This window comes from Actinopolyspora mzabensis (genome assembly GCF_900101095.1).
In the GTDB taxonomy this organism is placed as follows: domain Bacteria; phylum Actinomycetota; class Actinomycetes; order Mycobacteriales; family Pseudonocardiaceae; genus Actinopolyspora; species Actinopolyspora mzabensis.
The window spans coordinates 133,284-150,271 of the sequence record NZ_FNFM01000013.1 but is presented as its reverse complement, the minus strand read 5'-3'; the positions used below and the strand labels follow the sequence as shown (position 1 = coordinate 150,271).

11 protein-coding genes are annotated in these 16,988 nt (G+C 65.5%); 8 read left to right on the top strand and 3 right to left on the bottom strand.

From position 1 onward, the window contains the following. Window positions 1-24: 24 nt before the first annotated feature. The 7 genes from BLR41_RS20700 (at window position 25) to BLR41_RS20670 (ending at window position 9,589) form a co-directional block, all read left to right on the top strand. The gene (locus BLR41_RS20700; RefSeq protein ID WP_176798085.1) at window positions 25-1,317 is read left to right on the top strand and encodes an amino acid deaminase; all 1,293 of its coding nucleotides are present in this window, start codon (window positions 25-27) and stop codon (window positions 1,315-1,317) included. 82 nt (window positions 1,318-1,399) lie between these two features. Next, window positions 1,400-3,004, top strand: a complete 1,605-nt coding sequence (locus tag BLR41_RS20695; RefSeq protein WP_092631995.1) for an N-acyl-D-amino-acid deacylase family protein — start codon at window positions 1,400-1,402, stop codon at window positions 3,002-3,004. A 326-nt stretch (window positions 3,005-3,330) separates the two neighbouring features. Then, window positions 3,331-4,455: a lactonase family protein gene (locus BLR41_RS20690; RefSeq protein ID WP_092631869.1), complete on the top strand. Its 1,125-nt coding sequence runs from the start codon at window positions 3,331-3,333 to the stop codon at window positions 4,453-4,455. 181 nt (window positions 4,456-4,636) lie between these two features. Next, complete coding sequence (locus tag BLR41_RS20685) at window positions 4,637-5,923, top strand: extracellular solute-binding protein (protein WP_092631866.1); 1,287 nt, start codon at window positions 4,637-4,639, stop codon at window positions 5,921-5,923. 191 nt (window positions 5,924-6,114) lie between these two features. Beyond that, window positions 6,115-7,101 carry a carbohydrate ABC transporter permease gene (locus BLR41_RS20680; RefSeq protein ID WP_092631864.1) on the top strand — a complete coding sequence of 329 codons (987 nt, stop codon included), beginning with the start codon at window positions 6,115-6,117 and terminating at the stop codon, window positions 7,099-7,101. After that, window positions 7,098-7,994 (top strand): carbohydrate ABC transporter permease, encoded by an 897-nt coding sequence (locus BLR41_RS20675; protein WP_176798083.1) that lies wholly within the window; start codon window positions 7,098-7,100, stop codon window positions 7,992-7,994. The genes BLR41_RS20680 and BLR41_RS20675 overlap by 4 nt, the downstream gene beginning before the upstream one ends. Then, window positions 7,991-9,589, top strand: coding sequence for a beta-N-acetylhexosaminidase (locus BLR41_RS20670; protein WP_092631862.1), 1,599 nt, complete (start codon window positions 7,991-7,993; stop codon window positions 9,587-9,589). Before BLR41_RS20675 ends, BLR41_RS20670 begins: the two co-directional genes overlap by 4 nt. Before the next feature lie 61 nt (window positions 9,590-9,650). On the opposite strand, the gene BLR41_RS20665 is transcribed toward BLR41_RS20670, so the two are convergent. From BLR41_RS20665 to uvrA, 3 genes are all read right to left on the bottom strand, one after another. Next, the gene (locus BLR41_RS20665; RefSeq protein WP_218120290.1) at window positions 9,651-10,949 is read right to left on the bottom strand and encodes a CynX/NimT family MFS transporter; all 1,299 of its coding nucleotides are present in this window, start codon (window positions 10,947-10,949) and stop codon (window positions 9,651-9,653) included. A gap of 551 nt (window positions 10,950-11,500) precedes the next feature. Beyond that, complete coding sequence (locus BLR41_RS20660; protein ID WP_092631860.1) at window positions 11,501-12,610, bottom strand: J domain-containing protein; 1,110 nt, start codon at window positions 12,608-12,610, stop codon at window positions 11,501-11,503. 215 nt (window positions 12,611-12,825) lie between these two features. Beyond that, the gene (gene uvrA / locus BLR41_RS20655; RefSeq protein WP_092631858.1) at window positions 12,826-15,687 is read right to left on the bottom strand and encodes an excinuclease ABC subunit UvrA; all 2,862 of its coding nucleotides are present in this window, start codon (window positions 15,685-15,687) and stop codon (window positions 12,826-12,828) included. A 477-nt stretch (window positions 15,688-16,164) separates the two neighbouring features. On the opposite strand from uvrA, the gene BLR41_RS20650 reads away from it, so the two are divergent. After that, the gene (locus tag BLR41_RS20650) at window positions 16,165-16,932 is read left to right on the top strand and encodes a maleylpyruvate isomerase family mycothiol-dependent enzyme (protein WP_092631856.1); all 768 of its coding nucleotides are present in this window, start codon (window positions 16,165-16,167) and stop codon (window positions 16,930-16,932) included. Window positions 16,933-16,988 lie beyond the last annotated feature (56 nt).

The window sequence follows — 16,988 nt, the reverse complement described above, 5'->3', positions numbered from 1 at the left end:
GGAGATCCGGTGCGAGCAGCGACGATGGATCGGACCGCGGTACGTGCCCTCCGGGAAGAGCGGCTCGACTGGCGGTTCAAGGCTGTACCGTCCGAAGCCTTCGGGAGCACGATCGCGGAATTCCTTCGTACGGAGCCCGAGATCACCGGAAGTGGATTCGTGGGTCCGCTGCTGCTGTTGGACCGCTCCGCGCTGGAGCACAATCTGACGACGATGGCCGACTGGTGTGCCAAGCAACGGGTGCTGCTGGCACCGCACGGCAAAACGACCATGGCCCCACAGCTGTTCCAACGACAGCTCGACCACGGGGCATGGGCGATGACTGCCGCCACCGTCAGCCAGCTCCGGGTCTATCGCGCGTTCGGCATCAGTAGGGTGCTGCTGGCCAACCAGTTGGTCGACGAGGCGGGACTGCGCTGGTTGTCGGAGGAGCTCGACAACGACCCCGGTTTCACGTTCGGCTGCTGGGTGGATTCGGTGGCGAGCGTGCGACTGATGAGCGAGGTTCTGGCAGCGAAACACGCGCGTCGGCGGGTCGACGTACTGGTGGAACTCGGCGGCGAGCACGGTCGCACCGGCGCCAGAACCGTCGCGGAAACGGTGGAGGTGGCGCGCGCGGTGTCGGAGAGTCCGGCGCTGCGGCTCGTCGGCGTCAGTGGCTACGAGGGCGCGATCTCGCACGATCTCAGCGAGGAGGATCTGACCGCGGTGGACTCCTACATGGCTCGACTGCGGGAGTCGGTCACGCGGATAGCCGAGGCGGGAATGTTCGACCGAACGGAGGAAATCGTCGTCACCGCGGGCGGGAGTTCCTATTTCGACCAGGTCGCCGAGGCGCTCACGGCGCCGTGGGGGTTGGCATCACCGGTACTTCCCGTGCTGCGGAGCGGTTCGTACATCACTCACGATCACGGCTTGTACCGCACCATGTCGCCCTTCGGCCGGGCACACCGGCTCGCCGGGCCGGAACAGCCGTTCCGCGCCGCCATGCGGATCCTCGCTCAGGTGACCTCACGTCCGGAACCGGAACTGGCGTTGCTCATGCTGGGCAGGCGGGACGCCTCGTTCGACCAGGCACTGCCGCAACCGCGGACCCTGTGGGCGCGGGACGGCACCGCGAGCCCCCTTACCGATTCGCGAGTCACCGAACTGGCCGATCAGCACGCCTTCCTGTCCGTCCCGGCGAGCTCGGGGGTCTCCGTGGGCGACTGGGTCGAGTGCGGGCTGTCGCACCCATGCACGACGTTCGACAAGTGGCAGCTCATACCGCTCGTGGACAACGGGAAGGTCGTGGATTTGGTGCGTACTTTCTTCTGATCGAAGTTTTCCGGTCGGGTTGTCGGGTTGCTCGCTCGCCGGAAACCGAGAACGTGTCGAAAGCACCGGAACGGAGGCGAGGATGGACGAGCTCCTGATTCGGGGCGCCCTGGTGGTGGACGGCAGCGGAGCACCGCCTTTCGAAGCCGACGTGACGATCGGAGCGGGACACATCTCGGCTGTCGACAGGCCGGGAACCCTGTGCGGCAGACGCACCATAGCCGCCGACGGCTTGGTGCTTTCCCCCGGATTCGTCGACATGCACGCGCACTCGGACCTGCTGCTGCTCACCGACCACCGGCACACCGCCAAGGTGGCGCAGGGGGTGACCACCGAGGTCATCGGCCAGGACGGGCTGTCCTACGCTCCCGTCGACGACCGAACGCTGCGGAGCCTGCGTACTCAGCTGGCAGGTTGGAACGGCGATCCCCCCGGTTTCGACTGGAACTGGCGTGGCGTGGGCGAGTACCTGGCTCGCCTCGACCGAGGGATCGCCGTCAACGCTGCCTACCTGGTTCCGCACGGCGCACTGCGGATGCTGTGTGTGGGTTCGGAAAACCGTCCCGCTTCGAGAACCGAACTGGCACGGATGCGCCACGAACTGGCGCGGGGAATGTCCGAGGGGGCGTTCGGCATGTCCTCGGGATTGACCTACGCCCCCGGCATGTACGCCACGACATCCGAACTCGTCACGCTGTGCGAGGTGGTCGCCGAGTACGGCGGCTACCACTGTCCCCACCATCGCAGCTATGGTGCCGGCGCCCTCGCCGGTTACGAGGAGATGATCCGGATCAGCAGGCAGTCCGGCTGCGCGTTGCACCTCGCACACGCGACCGTGAATTTCGAGGTGAACCGGGGACGCGCTCCCGAACTGCTGGCGATGCTGGACGAGGGGTTGGACTCGGGGGTCGGGATCACGATGGATTCCTACCCTTACCTGGCGGGATGCACCTCGCTGCACGCACTGCTTCCCAGCTGGATGTTCGGCGGTGGTGTCGAGGCGACGTTACGAAGGTTGTCCGATCCGGACAGCAGGAGACGTGTGCTGCGTGAGATGGAGTTCGAAGGCTCCGACGGTGCGCACGGTGTACCGATCGACTGGAGTGCCATCGAGATCAACGGGGTGCGGCACCCCGACAGAACCGGCCATCTGGTCGGCCGCGACATAGCGACGGCGGCCGAGGCCGAAGGGGTACCTCCCGGGAAGCTCTACCTGGACACCCTGTTGGCGGACGAACTGGGCAGTTCCTGTCTGATGCACGTCGGCCACGAGGAGAACGTGCGTGCCGTCATGCGGCACCGGATGCACACCGTCGGCAGTGACGGCCTACTCCTCGGTGAGCGGCCCCATCCCCGCGGATGGGGGACGTTCCCGCGTTACCTGGCACGATACGTGCGGGAGCTCGGGCTGCTCGATCTACCGGAGTGCATCCGCCACATGACATCGACGCCGGCGCTCCGACTCGGCCTGTCCGACAGAGGACTCGTGCGGCGAGGCATGGTCGCGGACCTCGTGTTGTTCGATCCGGAGGAGATTCGCGACAACGCGACGTTCGAACGCCCCCGTGCGCAACCCAGCGGAATCAGTCATGTAATGGTCAACGGGGTCCCCGTGCTCGTGAACGGGAAGCGTAACGACGCCACACCGGGACGAGCGCTGCGTCGTGGTGTCGGGGCGATCGCCTGAAAAAGCTCGTCTCCGCTCCGTGCCCGGCAGGCCCGGTTCGAAGCGGACGTCCCGCCGAGCACCCCGAGCTGTGCGTCCGGGCCCGGTCAAGAAGTTGTCCGGAAACCGCCACCGTGAATTTTGGTCTAGTCCACCTGTGAGAGCTGGGGCACACTGAGTCGAAGAAGATCGGCGTCAGGTCCGCACCGAAGGGCGGACGCCGGTGTTCGGCCCGAGGTGGGGGGCTCCGCTCCGGTCCGCCGGTGCTCGGCGGAGCACCCCGCGAGAGGACGAAGCGAGCGGGGCGGGGCGAGCGGGCTCCGGGCACCGCAGGGAACAGGAGAGTCATGTGGACGAACACACTGAATCGACGCACGTTGCTGGCTTCGTTGGGCGCGGCGGGAGCCGCCGCGGCCCTGCCCACCGCGGCCGCGGCACGCGCCGGAGGTGAGCACAGGCCCGCCTATCTGGGCAGCTTCAGCTGGACCGATCCGCCGGGCAGGGGCTTCGACGTCGCTTCCCACGACCTGAGTTCGGGACAGCTGCACCCGATTCGCTCGGTCGAAGGGGTCCCCGACGCCTCCTGGTTGGCGTTCTCACCCGACCGCCACGTGCTCTACACGACCAACGAACTGGTCCCGAACGGTTCCGTGACGGCACTGAGCCTGCGGGATCCGCGGAACCCACGGATCATCAACACGCGCTCCAGCCGAGGCGCCGGGCCTACGCATCTCAGCGTGCATCCCAGCGGCCGGTTTCTGCTGACGGCCAACTACACCGATGGCACAGTCGCGGTGCACCGGCTGGAGGTGGACGGCAGCATCGGGGAGTCGACGGATCTGGTTCGGCACACCTCCGAACTACGTGCGCCCCACGCACATCAGGTCGGCACCGATCCGAGCGGACGGTGGGTGGTGGCGGTCGATCTGGGAGCGGACGCTGTCTTCACCTACCGGCTGGACACCGAGTCCGGCGAATTACGCCGAAACCAGCGGCTGTCCACTCCGGCGGGCAGCGGACCTCGCCATTTGGCCTTTCATCCGGACGGCAGACACGCCTACCTGCTCAACGAGTTGGCCAGCACGGTGACGGTGCTGCGTTGGGATGCCGCGTCGGGAACTTTCGAACTGGGCGACAGCGTCAGCACCCGCCCACCGGGTGCCGTGGGAGAGAACTATCCGGCGGAGATCGTGGTCACTCGCGACGACTGCTACGTCACCAATCGGGGCGATAACACCATCGCTCACTTCAAGGTGAGCGGCCGGGGAAGGCGGTTGCACCTGACAGGCACGAGCGACACCGGTGGGGACTGGCCTCGGCACTGCACGTTGGACCTGAGTCGACGTTGGCTTTACGTGGCCAACCAGAATTCGGGAACGGTCACCAGGATGTCGCGTGACAGTGTGACGGGCTCGTTGAGTCCGGTGGTCGACACCGTCGAGGTTCCCGGTGTCGTCGTGGTGGCGCTGTAGTGCACCGGTGGCGGGCGAAACGCGGGAAACAGCGACCGCCCCGTCGTGGAGCCCGCCACGCTCGCAGCAGAAGTTGTCTTCTTTTACAGGTCTAAACCTTGTGTCCACTCATCGGCCCACTTAGCATCGAGCACATTGCACAGAACAGAACAGACGTTGCATTCAACGCAACGGAGGTGTCATGCGGTTCTGGAAATTAACCACCGCCGCGATCGCGGCGACGTTGCTGGTGGGATGCGGACCACCCCAGGTGGACCAATCGGACTCCGGTGCGGACAGCCGCACCGGAACTCTTCGGGTGTGGCTGTTCGACGAGGCCAACCGCGATCCGAAGGAAAAAGTGGTCAATGCCGCGGTGGAAGAGTTCGAGGGAAACCACCGGGACGTCACAGTCGAAGTCCGCTACATCGCGGTGGACACGCGCTCGGAACGCTTCACCGGCGCCTTCAATGACCCCTCCAGCGCCCCGGATGTGGCGGAGTTCGGCAATACCGACCTCGCCAGCTACGTCGCGGCAGGTGGGATGTCGGACCTCACCGGCGTGATCGAGGACTGGCCCGCGGCAACCGACCTTTCCGACTCGGTGCTGGACACGGCCGAAGTCGACGGCAAGACCTACGGCGTCCCCTGGTTCACCGGCGTGCGAGCGCTGTACTACCGCACCGACGTGTTCGACGAGCTGGGGCTCGAGCCACCGCGCAGTCTCGGTGAACTCGTCGAGACCGCTCGAAGGATCCGTTCGGAGCGACCGGACATGTACGGTATCGCCGCGGGTGGCAAGTACACCTACGCGATGATGCCGTTCATCTGGGCCTCCGGCGGGGAGCTCGCCGAGCGCAGAAACGGCTCGTGGCGGTCCGCCGTCGACAGCGAGGCCTCCCGCCGCGGAATACGCACCTACACCGGCCTGCTCGATCCGGCGATCTGCCCACCCGACCAGTGTGCACAACTGACCGGGACCGAAAGCATCCAGGCGTTCGCTGGCGGCAAAGCGGCCATGGCCATCGGCGGGGACTTCAACCGGACCGCCGTCGACGAGGGTGCCGCTGGGGACAACTACGACGTGGTGCCACTTCCGGGACGAAAGACCGGTTCGATCGCGCCCGCGTTCGCCGGTGGCAACCTGCTCGGGGTGCTGCGATCCTCGGATCACTCCACTCTCGCCCAGGAGTTCATCAAGGTACTCGCGGGCAAGAAGTACCAGCGCCGGATGTACGAAGCGATGAGTTACCTGCCCACCTTCGAGGATGTTCAGGACAGGGTGGCAGCCGACGACCCGGCCATCGAACCGTTCATCGAGACGCTGCAGGCCGGTACCCGTTTCGTTCCGAGCACGCCGGCGTGGTCCGAGATCGACGCGCAGGAGATCCTGCCGACGATGGCACAGCGGATCGCCACCGGCGAGAAGGTCCGTCCTGCCACCCAGCGGGCGGCCCAGCGCATGAACAGCGCATTCGACGACCGATAGGAGTTCGTCGCCCCGGTTTTCCCGGTCCTCGTTCGGCGGAACCCCGGTGGGCTGGCCGGGCCGCGAGGGACCGTTCGACTCGGCCGCACCGAGGAATCCCCACGGGACAGCCATTCGAGCGAGTACGGCAAGACCTGACAAAGCGCTGCTGGGAACCCGGCCGCACCACCCGATCCAGAAGGTTCCAGCCGATGACAGCCGAGCTGACCACCGAATCCGGCCCGAGAACGCCACCGGGGAACCCGGAAACACGCCACGGACGCCGCCGGCGTCGCTCCGGCGGAAACGGGCAGGCCCGCGCCGCGGTGCTCTATCTGGCCCCCGCGGGTCTTCTGCTGATCGCGGTGATGGCCTATCCGCTGTATCAGCTCGTGCAACTGTCGTTGTACGAGTACGGCCAGGCCCAGGCCAGTGGCGGGGCACCACTTGAGTTCCTCGGGGTGGGCAACTATGCGAAGCTGCTCGGTGACAGTCGTTTCTGGATGGTGTTGATCAACACCTGCGGATTCGCCGCGGTCTGTGTGCTGGGCAGCCTGACGGTGGGGATCGCGCTGGCCGTACTGGCCAGCAGGGTCCGCTGGCTGCCCCGCACCCTGCTTTTCCTCGCGGCACTGGGTGCCTGGGCGACCCCGGCGGTTGCCGGTTCGACGGTGTGGCTCTTCCTGTTCGACCAGAACTTCGGGCTGGTGAACGAAGTGCTGAGCGGACTCGGCTGGCAGGGAATGGCGGGATTCTCCTGGACCTACGATCGGTTCACCGCGTTCGGCCTGGTGGCCGGTGAGGTCGTCTGGTGCTCGTTCCCGTTCGTGATGGTGACGATGTACGCGGGAATCAAGGCCATACCCGGCGAGATCGTCGAGGCCGCTTCGCTGGACGGGGCCTCGGCGTGGCGCACCGCTAGAAGCGTTCTGCTACCGATGCTGCGACCACTCTTGATCATCGCCACCATTCAGTCGATCATCTGGGATTTCAAGATCTTCACACAGATATACGTGATGACCGACGGCGGTGGAATCGCGGGGCAGAATCTCGTGCTCAACGTCTACGCCTACCAGGAGGCGTTCGCCGGATCGAACTACGGACTCGGATCAGCCATCGGAGTGGTTATGACCGGATTGCTGTTGCTGATCACGGGGATTTACCTGTGGGCCCAACGAGCGACGGGGGAAAACACATGACGACAGCGGCACGCGCCCCGAAACGGGGACTGATCGGCCGCGTGCTGCCGGGAAAACGCCCCGGGAGAACACTGGCCGAGATCGCGACAGTGCTCGTGGCGGCCACCATCGCCTTTCCGCTCTACTGGATGGTGCTCACCGCCTTCAAACCGGACGGGCAGATCCAATCCACCGATCCGCGTCCGTGGACGTTCTCACCTACGCTGGAAAACTTCCGACAAGTGTTCACCGTGGACGATTTCGGCAGGTACTTCCTGAACAGCGTGATCGTGGCCGGGGTCGTGGTACTGCTCTCGCTCGTGATGTCGTTTCTGGCCGCGGTGGCGCTTACACGGTTCCGTTTCCGGGGCCGAACCGTGCTGCTGATCATGATTCTGGTGGCGCAAATGGTTCCGGTGGAGGCGCTGACCATTCCGCTGTTCTTCCTGATGCGTTCGGTCGGTTCGGTGGCACCCTGGTTCGGGTTGAACCACCTCGGCTCGTTGATCCTGGTGCACCTGGCCTTCAGCCTGCCGTTCGCGATATGGATGCTTCGCGGCTTCGTGGCCGCGGTGCCGGTCGAACTCGAGGAAGCCGCCACACTGGACGGAGCCGGCAGGTTCCGATTCACGTGGCAAGTACTTTTTCCCCTGGTGGCTCCCGGCCTCGTGGCGATGAGCGTGCTGTCTTTCATCCACGCGTGGAACGACTTCCTGTTCGCCAAGACGTTCATCATCTCGGCCACGGAGAACCAGACACTGCCGTTGGCGATCCTGGTCTTCTTCAAACCGACGGGCAACGGCTGGGGGGCCATCATGGCGGGATCCACCCTGATGACGATCCCCGTCCTGGTGTTCTTCGTGTTCGTACAACGCCATCTGGTCTCCGGTATAGCAGGGGCGGTGAAAGCGTGAGCAGCAAGATCTCTCCCCTTCCGTTGGACTCGGTGGTCCCCCGACCCGCGGTGGTGCGGCCGGCCGGGGGCAGCTTCGTACTGGACGGCGACACCACCCTCGCGGGCGACTCCGCCGCGTGCGGCTGGTTTCGCCGACACGTGGGCGCGGCTGTCGGACTGCCACTTCGCGAGTCCGAGCACGCCGACATCACGTTCCTGATAGTGCCGGGGGAGGTCGAGGCCCCCGATGGGTACCGGCTCGACATCACCGAGCACGAGATCCGGATCCGTGCCCACGACGAGGACGGCGCACACTACGCGGCACAAACCCTGCGCCAGTTGCTGGGCGCCGAGGCGTGGCGCGCGGCGCCGACCGGACAGGGACCGTGGCGGTTGCCGTGCGGCGAGATCGAGGACCGCCCCCGGTTCTCCTGGCGGGGCTGTCACCTCGATCTCGCGCGGCACTTCATGCCCAAGCAAGAGGTGTTGCGCTTCGTAGAACTACTGGCGGCGCACAAGCTCAACGTGCTGCACCTGCATCTGACCGACGATCAGGGATGGCGGATCGAAGTCCCCGGCCTGCCCCGGCTCACCGAGGTAGGGGCCTGGCGGAAGGGCTCACAGCTCGGTGCCGGCCCCGACGCGGGACTCATCGACCGCCCGCACGGGGGCTACTACACCGGAGCCGACCTGGCAGAGATCGTCTCCTACGCGGCAGAACACCGGATCACCGTCGTACCCGAGATCGACGTACCAGGCCACTGCCAAGCGGCCATCGCCTCCTATCCGGAGCTGGGCAACGAACCACAACGGCAGTTGGACGTGTGGACCGGCTGGGGGATCAGCAAGCACGTACTCAACGCGGAGGAAAGCACGGTGGAGTTCTTCTGCCGCGTGTTCGACCACGTGCTCAGCGTGTTCCCCTCCCCTGTCGTCTGCGTGGGAGGTGACGAGGTACCGACCGAGGAGTGGGAACGCAGCCCACGGTGCGTGCGACGCAGCAGGCAGCTCGGGCTCTCGGAACCCGCGAAGCTGCACGGCTGGTTCCTGCGCCGGATCATCGAACACCTGCACGCAAGGGGCAGACGAGCGATCGGCTGGGACGAGATGCTCGATTCCGGCGAGCCGCTGCCTGCAGGGAGCATCGTCGCCTCGTGGCGCGACGAGCAAGGCGGACTCCGGGCTGCCAACGCGGGGTACGACACCGTCATGTGCCCCGAACAACGGGTGTACCTGGACCATCGACAGGCCGCTGGACCGGAGGAACCCGTCCCGGTCGGATTCGTGAACACTCTCGAGGACGTCTACGCCTACGATCCGGTACCGACCGAGTCGGCTAGCGCATTTTCCCGGCGTGTACTGGGAACCCAGGCACAAGTGTGGACCGAGCACCTCGACTCGCCGTCCAGGGTCGACTACGCCACCTTTCCCAGGCTGTGCGCGTTCGCCGAGGTCGCCTGGTCGTCCACCGCCGTCCGGGACTTCTCGGACTTCCGGACTCGGCTGACCGCGGAGCATCTCGCACGACTGACGGCCTTCGGAGTACGGTTCCGGCCGCTGCAGGGACCGCTGCCCTGGCAACAGCGCCCAGGCGTACCAGGTAAACCGCGTTGAGCGAACCGGCGATCGACTCGGCCACGGTAGAATGAAGCAGGTAGGGCGGTAACCGATCGCCTCAGGTGTCCCGCCCGGCCGGCTCACCTTTCTTCCCGACTCCGCTGCCGGTATCCGAGGCGTGTGAATCCCGTGAGTTCTCGTTCCCCGCCGCGGGGGCGAGCCTCGCCCTGGAGTCCACGTGGGACTGTGGCAGGGCGCGGGAACTCAGCACCACTTGTCCGGTGTCGACGGTCGCACCGAGCTGCCGACTCTTCCCCACGTAAACCCCCACCGGGATTTGAACGGCTACCAGCAGGCACAACGAAAGCAACGGCAGTGTCCACGAGCCGGTGAGATCGCGCAGCGCACCGGTGAGTATCGGTCCGGTGGCGGCCACCAGGTACCCGGCTGTCTGCGACATCGCCGCCAGCGCGGCGGCTCCCCTCGCGTCGGCCGCGCGCAGGACGACGAGCATGAACCCGATCCCGATCGTCCCACCGAGTCCCACTCCCAGCACCAGCACCCAGCACAGGGCCCCGCTCCGTGGTGACAGGGTCAGTCCGAGCAACCCGAGGAGCAGCAGGGCGGGAAAGGTCGTGGTGATCCAGACCTGACGGCTGCTGCGAGCCGCCATTATGGGCGCCGCCAGCGAGAAGGGAATCCCGACGAGGTTGGCCAGTGAAAGCATCTGGCCGCCGCTCGTGGGGTCCATACCGTTGTCGGTGAGTATCTTCGGCAACCAGGCGATGACGGTGTAGAACGTCAGTGACAGCAGGGCGAAGAAGCCGGTGACGCCCCATCCCAGCGGACTTCGCCAGGCTTGTCCGCCCCGAGCGGCACCGAGGGGGTCCGTCGTGGACCTCCTCGGATCGCGGTGTTGTGGAAACCACAGCACAACAGCCAGCAACGCGGGAACGGCCCACACCGCGAGTGTGGCGCGCCACCCGAGGCCGGCGAAATGCTGCCAGGGAATCGTCAACCCGGCTGCCGCGGCGGTACCGATACTGATTCCCATCGTGTACAGCCCCGTCATGATGCCGCTCTGCGCGCCGAAACGTTTCTTGATCACTGTGGGAAGAAGTACGTTTCCACCGGTAATGGCGATGCCCACCAGCACCGTCCCACCGAACAACGCGGCGGATACCGGAAGCACTCGCAGCAGGATTCCGGCGAACAGCAACAGCAGCGCCGCCGCTATGGTGCGTTCCTCGCCATAACGCCTTCCCAAGCGTGGCGCGGTGGTGGACAGCAGCACGAAGCACAACAGCGGCACCGTGGTGAGCAGCCCGGTGGCGGTGTTCGACAAACCGGTGTCCGCCTGGATCTGCCCCACCAACGGGGCCACCGAAGCTATCGCGGGGCGCAGATTGATCGCCACGATCAATATCCCGAATGCGGACAGCGAAAACGAGAGGATGTTGATCTTGTTTCTGTTCGAAACGCCGGAGTGCTTCCCGGCGGATCCAGTAGTGTCATTCAACGTGAATCACATTTCATTTTCCGGGAATTGTGGAGCGACATTACCAAATGAATTTTCTTCACAGAACACCCGGAACAAATAAAATGGCCGGTCAACAGTTTATCATTCTTTCGAGCGACCGCAGATAGTGGGAAAATCAGTCCAGAATTAACCATTCTTCCCAAGGACGAAACATCCGCCGACTACAGTCAAGATCATCTTCAGGGCTCGAGATACGAACTCCGCCACTCTGGTGTTCGTGTTTTCGGAGGGAAGCTGTCCCCGCAACCGGAAACCGGCACGTGCCCACAGGAGACGCCGGAGGCGCTGTGGTCGCGCCGACGAAGGGGCACGAAAAGATCATTTTCACCCCTTCGCCATTCCGAAACGGCCCCTTCGCCATTCCGAAACGGACAGCGGAAAGGGAGGACGACCGCGAAACGGGCGGTAGGCAACAGCGATGGGGGGCTTCAGGGAACGACGCGTGCCAACACGGTGCGGAAGGCGTCACGATGCACACTGGCGGGATCCTGTGCCAGGTAATGCCCGATCTCCCGGACGAACCCCTCAGGGGTCATGGGAGGCGCGGGAGCGGTCGTCGGTGACTCACTCGCGGTGATCTCACCCGCTCGACTCGGATAGAGCACGAGCGCGCCCACCACCTCGATGTCGTCGAGCAGTTCCCGGTAAGCGGCGATGCCTTCGGCCAGCCTGGTTCCCCCACCCCTGAACTTGCCCCCGTTCCGGCGCAGCGTGCCGTCGGCATCGGCAGTGTAGTGTCCGGGCAGCCACATCTTCGATTCGATCAGAACCAGCCGCCTGCCACACAGCACGGCGTGGTCGATGTCAGCGAAGACCGAATCGGGCCAGGACAATCCGTGGAAGACCTTGGCTCCCGGCAGTCTGGTGAAGTAGTCGGCCAATAACCCCGCGGTGAAGCGCTCACCGTACTCGCCACGTATCCCCTCGGGTTGGCCGAAAACCACGGAACGGCCGAACTCGGACAGAAAGACTCGATCCTCCGAGGCCGGGGGCAGGTATTCGGGAACGTGGCGATACACCCCGGCCACGGCCACGGCGGGCATCAGCCACAGCACCAACATCAGGGGCCAGGCGTCACTGGCCAACACCACGGGTAACAACAACGCCCACCCACCGATGGTGGCGAGCACTTCGCCTCGGCTGTAAGTGGCACGGGGGAAGTAACGCACCGGCTGCTCGGGATTGACCGCGTTCCACCACTGCAGCCGTGCCACGTCGGGCTCGGGAACGGGCGGCACGAAGCTCGGGTCGGCGCCGAAATCACGCCTGTCGGTGTCCCGTGAACGACGGCGGCGGGAGGTAGGAGCGCCCCGGGTGTCGCGTCCACCGGTGGTGAGGATCTCACCACGATCGTAGGCCGCGCGACGTGCCGGATCGCTGAGAGTCTCGTACGCCTCCTGCAACGAGCGGAAAGTGCCCGCCGTACCCCCGGCGTCGGGATGCATCACACGGGCAAGCGACCGATAAGCCGACTTGATCTCCGCGGCGGAGGCTTCACGAGTCACCCCGAGCAGCTCGTAGTAGTCCACCCCGCTCAAGCTGGCGCGCCCACCTTCCGTTCCGACGCTGTGACGATGCGGCTGCGCTCGGATGGGCGTCCCGGGGATCGTCGAACGAGAGGCGCTTTCCCCGAGGGTGCACACCGACACGCGGGGAAAGAGAGTACACAGTAGTCGATCTCGACCGGGGTCCGGTTCCCGATATCACCGCTGCGCCGGAGGAACGAGGAAGTGCCGATCCTCCGGCGGGCGTGTCAGTGCTCGGCCAGCGCCGGTGCCAGGAACCGACCGGTGTAGCTCTCCTCGACTTCGGCCAGCTGTTCCGGAGTCCCCTCGGCGACCAGCGTGCCACCACCGTTACCGCCTTCGGGGCCCAGATCGAGCAGCCAGTCGGACATTTTGATCACGTCGAGGTTGTGCTCGATCACGACAACGGTGTTTCCCTTGTCCACCAAACCGTTGACCACACCGAGCAGCTTGCGAATGTCCTCGAAGTGCAGGCCCGTGGTCGGTTCGTCGAGAATGTAGACGGTCCGGCCCGTCGAGCGCTTCTGCAGCTCACTGGCGAGCTTGACCCGTTGGGCCTCGCCCCCGGACAACGTGGGCGCGGGCTGGCCGAGACGTACGTAGCCGAGTCCGACGTCCACCAGCGTCCTCAGATACCTGTGAATCGCGGTGATCGGCTCGAAGAACTCGGCGGCGTCCTCGATGGGCAGGTCGAGAACCTCCGCGATGGTCTTGCCCTTGTAGTGGACCTCGAGAGTCTCCCGGTTGTAACGGGCCCCCTTACAGACCTCGCACGGGACGTAGACATCGGGGAGGAAGTTCATCTCGATCTTGAGGGTTCCGTCGCCCGCGCAGGCCTCGCAACGTCCCCCTTTGATGTTGAACGAGAACCTGCCTGGCTGATACCCGCGAACCTTCGCTTCCGTAGTGGCCGCGAACAGTTTCCGGATCCGGTCGAATACCCCCGTGTAGGTGGCCGGGTTGGAACGGGGCGTACGCCCGATCGGGGATTGATCCACCTGGACGAGCTTGTCCACGTTGTCGATCCCCCTGATGCGCTTGTGCCTGCCGGGTACCGTGCGAGCACCGTTGAGCTTGTTGGCCAACGAGGAGGCCAGCACGTCGTTGACCAGTGTCGACTTGCCGGAACCGGAAACGCCGGTAACGCCTATCAGACAGCCCAGCGGGAACGAGACGTCGATCTCCCGAAGGTTGTTCTCCCTGGCCCCGACCACGGTGAGTTGGTTTTTCGGGTTCCTGGGCCTGCGTTCGGCGGGGAGCTCGATGCGCTTGCGCCTGGCCAGGTAGTCGCCGGTCAACGACTTCTCGTTGGAGAGCAGCTCGGCCACCGGGCCGGCATGTACGACACGTCCGCCGTGCTCACCGGCGCCCGGACCGATGTCGACCACCCAGTCGGCGCTGCGCACCGTGTCCTCGTCGTGCTCCACCACGATCAGGGTGTTACCGAGGTCACGCAGCCGGTTCAACGTGTCCAGCAGGCGGTGGTTGTCGCGTTGATGTAGTCCGATCGAGGGCTCGTCGAGCACGTAGAGGACTCCGACCAGCCCGGAACCGATCTGAGTGGCCAGTCGAATACGTTGTGCCTCACCGCCGGAGAGCGTGCCAGCGGGGCGATCCAGCGAGAGGTACTCGAGCCCGACATCGAGCAGGAAACCCAGCCTGGCCTGCACCTCCTTGAGGACTCGTCCGGCGATCATCTGTTCCCGCTCGCCCAGCACCAGCCCGTCGAGGAACGTCGAGCACTCCCGCACGCTCAGCGAACTCACCTGGGCTATGGACATCTCCCCCATCTCGGGGTTGTGCACGGTGACGGCCAGGATCTCCGGTTTGAGCCGAGTGCCCGAGCAGGAGGGACAGGGCACATCGCGCATGTAGCCCTCGTACTTCTCCCGCGCGTAGTCGGAGTCGGTCTGGTCCAACCGGCGTTCCAGGAAAGGGATCACGCCCTCGTAGGCGGCGTAGTAGGAGCGCTGCCTGCCGTAGCGGTTCCGGTAGCGCATGTGGATCTGGTCGGTGCTGCCGTGGAGCACGGCCTTTTTGACCTTGGTGGGCAACCGCTTCCACGGGGTGTCCATCCGGAAGCCGATCGACTCCGCCAGGGCGGTCAGCATACGGGTGAAGTACTCGGCGGTGTTTCCGCCGGCCCACGGCGCGATCGCCCCCTCGGACAACGAGAGGTCCTCGTCGGGAACGATGAGTTCCGGATCGACCTCCTTGCGGATGCCGAGCCCGGTACAGTCCGGGCACGCTCCGTAGGGGGAGTTGAAGGAAAAGGCCCGTGGTTCCAGCTCCTCCACGCCGAAGGGGTGCCCGTTCGGGCAGGCGAAGTTCTCGGAGAACTTGCGTTCCCGCCGGGCGTCGTGTTCATCGACGTCGACGAACTCCAGCGCGACCAGCCCTTCGGCCAACCGAAGCGCGGTTTCCACGGAGTCGGTGAGCCGCTGCTTGGCCTCGGGCTTGACGGTCAGCCGATCCACGACCACGGCGATGTCGTGCTTTTCCTGCTTCTTGAGCGTCGGTGGCGACTCGAGCGGATGTACGGCGCCGTCCACGCGCACGCGTGCGTAGCCCTGCGTCTGCAGCTGTTCGAACAGGTCGACGTACTCGCCCTTTCGGCCCCGCACCACCGGGGCCAACACCTGGAACCGGGTGCGTTCCGGCATGGCGAGAACCTGATCGACGATCTGCTGCGGAGTCTGCTTGCTGATGGGGTCCCCGCACTCCGGGCAGTGGGGTTTGCCCGCCCGGGAGAACAGCAGCCGCAGATAGTCGTGGACCTCGGTGATGGTGCCGACGGTCGACCGGGGATTCTTGCTCGTGGACTTCTGGTCGATGGACACGGCGGGGGACAGTCCTTCGATGAAGTCGACATCCGGTTTGTCCATCTGTCCCAGAAACTGTCTGGCGTAGGCCGACAGCGACTCCACGTACCGGCGCTGCCCCTCGGCGAAGATGGTGTCGAAGGCCAGACTCGACTTACCGGACCCGGACAGGCCGGTGAAAGCGATCAGGCTGTCACGCGGCAGGTCGAGATCGATTCCGGTGAGATTGTGCTCACGAGCGCCGCGGACGATTAGGCGGTCAGCCACTCGAAGATCCCTTCACAAAGTATGTGGTCTGCGGATACGCGTTGTGATGCGGCGGCCGCCGTTGTCGCCGCTTCACCACGAGCCCGCCCGCGGCTCCCGATACCCGAACAACCGCCGCTCGGTGGGCGCGGGGCGCGGTGGTTCACGCCCATGCTATTGCAGCGGGACGACAATACGGCTTCACGCGGTCCGCCCCGAACGGGGACCCGGACACCTCCGCACGCGGCGAACAACGTCACGAACGCGACAGGCATTCCGAACCGGTTCCGGGCCGGGGGAGCAAGCCCACGAACTTCACTCTTGTGAGTGATATATGCGTGGCGTCCCCACCCAGCAGCGAGTGCCGCGCCGGTTTTACGGCCCCACGAGACTACCGCCAGGGGCACGGGGCCGCCTATCCTCGTCCAAAGCCGGTACTACCACCCCGCCCCGAGGATCCGGGACGACGACATCGAAGCCACGCGAAGGCGGGGAAGCATGATCGACCTCGAACACGAGGAACACGCCGATGGTGAAGTGACTCGGCAACACACTCACCGAAGGGAGCTGCTGACAGCCGTGCAGCAGGCCACTGCCGGGTTGCTGACCACGATCGAGGCAATGGACGAGACCTCGGTACACGAGCCAAGCCTGCTGCCCGGTTGGAACAGGGCACACGTGATCTCGCACCTGGCCCGCAACGCAGACGGGTGCGTCAACCTGCTGACGTGGGCACGCACCGGTGTCGAACACGCCATGTACGCCAGCAGGCAGGACAGGGACGCCGACATCGCCGAGGGCGCGCTGCGAAGCCATCGTCTGCTGTTGGAGGACGTGGCGGCTGCCTCGGGGCGGCTGACGGAGGCCTTCCGAACGCTTCCGGAACCGGCGTGGCACGCCGAGGTGGAAGTGGCCCCGGGAAAGTGGGTCCCCGCGCACCGGATACCACGGATCCGCCTGTTCGAGGTGCGGGTGCACTCGGTGGATCTGAATCACGGTTTCGGATTCGACGACATACCGCGCGAGGAGATCGAATGGCTGCTCAACGACGCCGTCCGCCAGTTCGGCGGACGCCCCGATGTTCCTCCGCTCTCCCTCCTGGTCGAGTTCGCCGACGGGAGCAGCAGTGTGTGGCGGCTCGGCACACCGGACTCACCGGAGCACCGAGTGCGGGGCACCCCGGGGGCCGCCCTGGGGTGGTTGCTGGGCAGAACCGGCACCCAGCAGCTGGCAGGTGATCCTCCCGAGCTGCCACCGTGGCTGTGACCGCCCACCGCGCGGCCCGCCGGGCTCGGCCGGAACCTCTGCGGAGCGGGAGGACG

Coding starts and splice junctions, on each gene's coding strand:
- BLR41_RS20700 (WP_176798085.1), top strand. CDS start 25: ATGGATCGGACCGCGGTACGTGCCCTCCGGGAAGAGCGGCTCGACTGG.
- BLR41_RS20695 (WP_092631995.1), top strand. CDS start 1,400: ATGGACGAGCTCCTGATTCGGGGCGCCCTGGTGGTGGACGGCAGCGGA.
- BLR41_RS20690 (WP_092631869.1), top strand. CDS start 3,331: ATGTGGACGAACACACTGAATCGACGCACGTTGCTGGCTTCGTTGGGC.
- BLR41_RS20685 (WP_092631866.1), top strand. CDS start 4,637: ATGCGGTTCTGGAAATTAACCACCGCCGCGATCGCGGCGACGTTGCTG.
- BLR41_RS20680 (WP_092631864.1), top strand. CDS start 6,115: ATGACAGCCGAGCTGACCACCGAATCCGGCCCGAGAACGCCACCGGGG.
- BLR41_RS20675 (WP_176798083.1), top strand. CDS start 7,098: ATGACGACAGCGGCACGCGCCCCGAAACGGGGACTGATCGGCCGCGTG.
- BLR41_RS20650 (WP_092631856.1), top strand. CDS start 16,165: ATGATCGACCTCGAACACGAGGAACACGCCGATGGTGAAGTGACTCGG.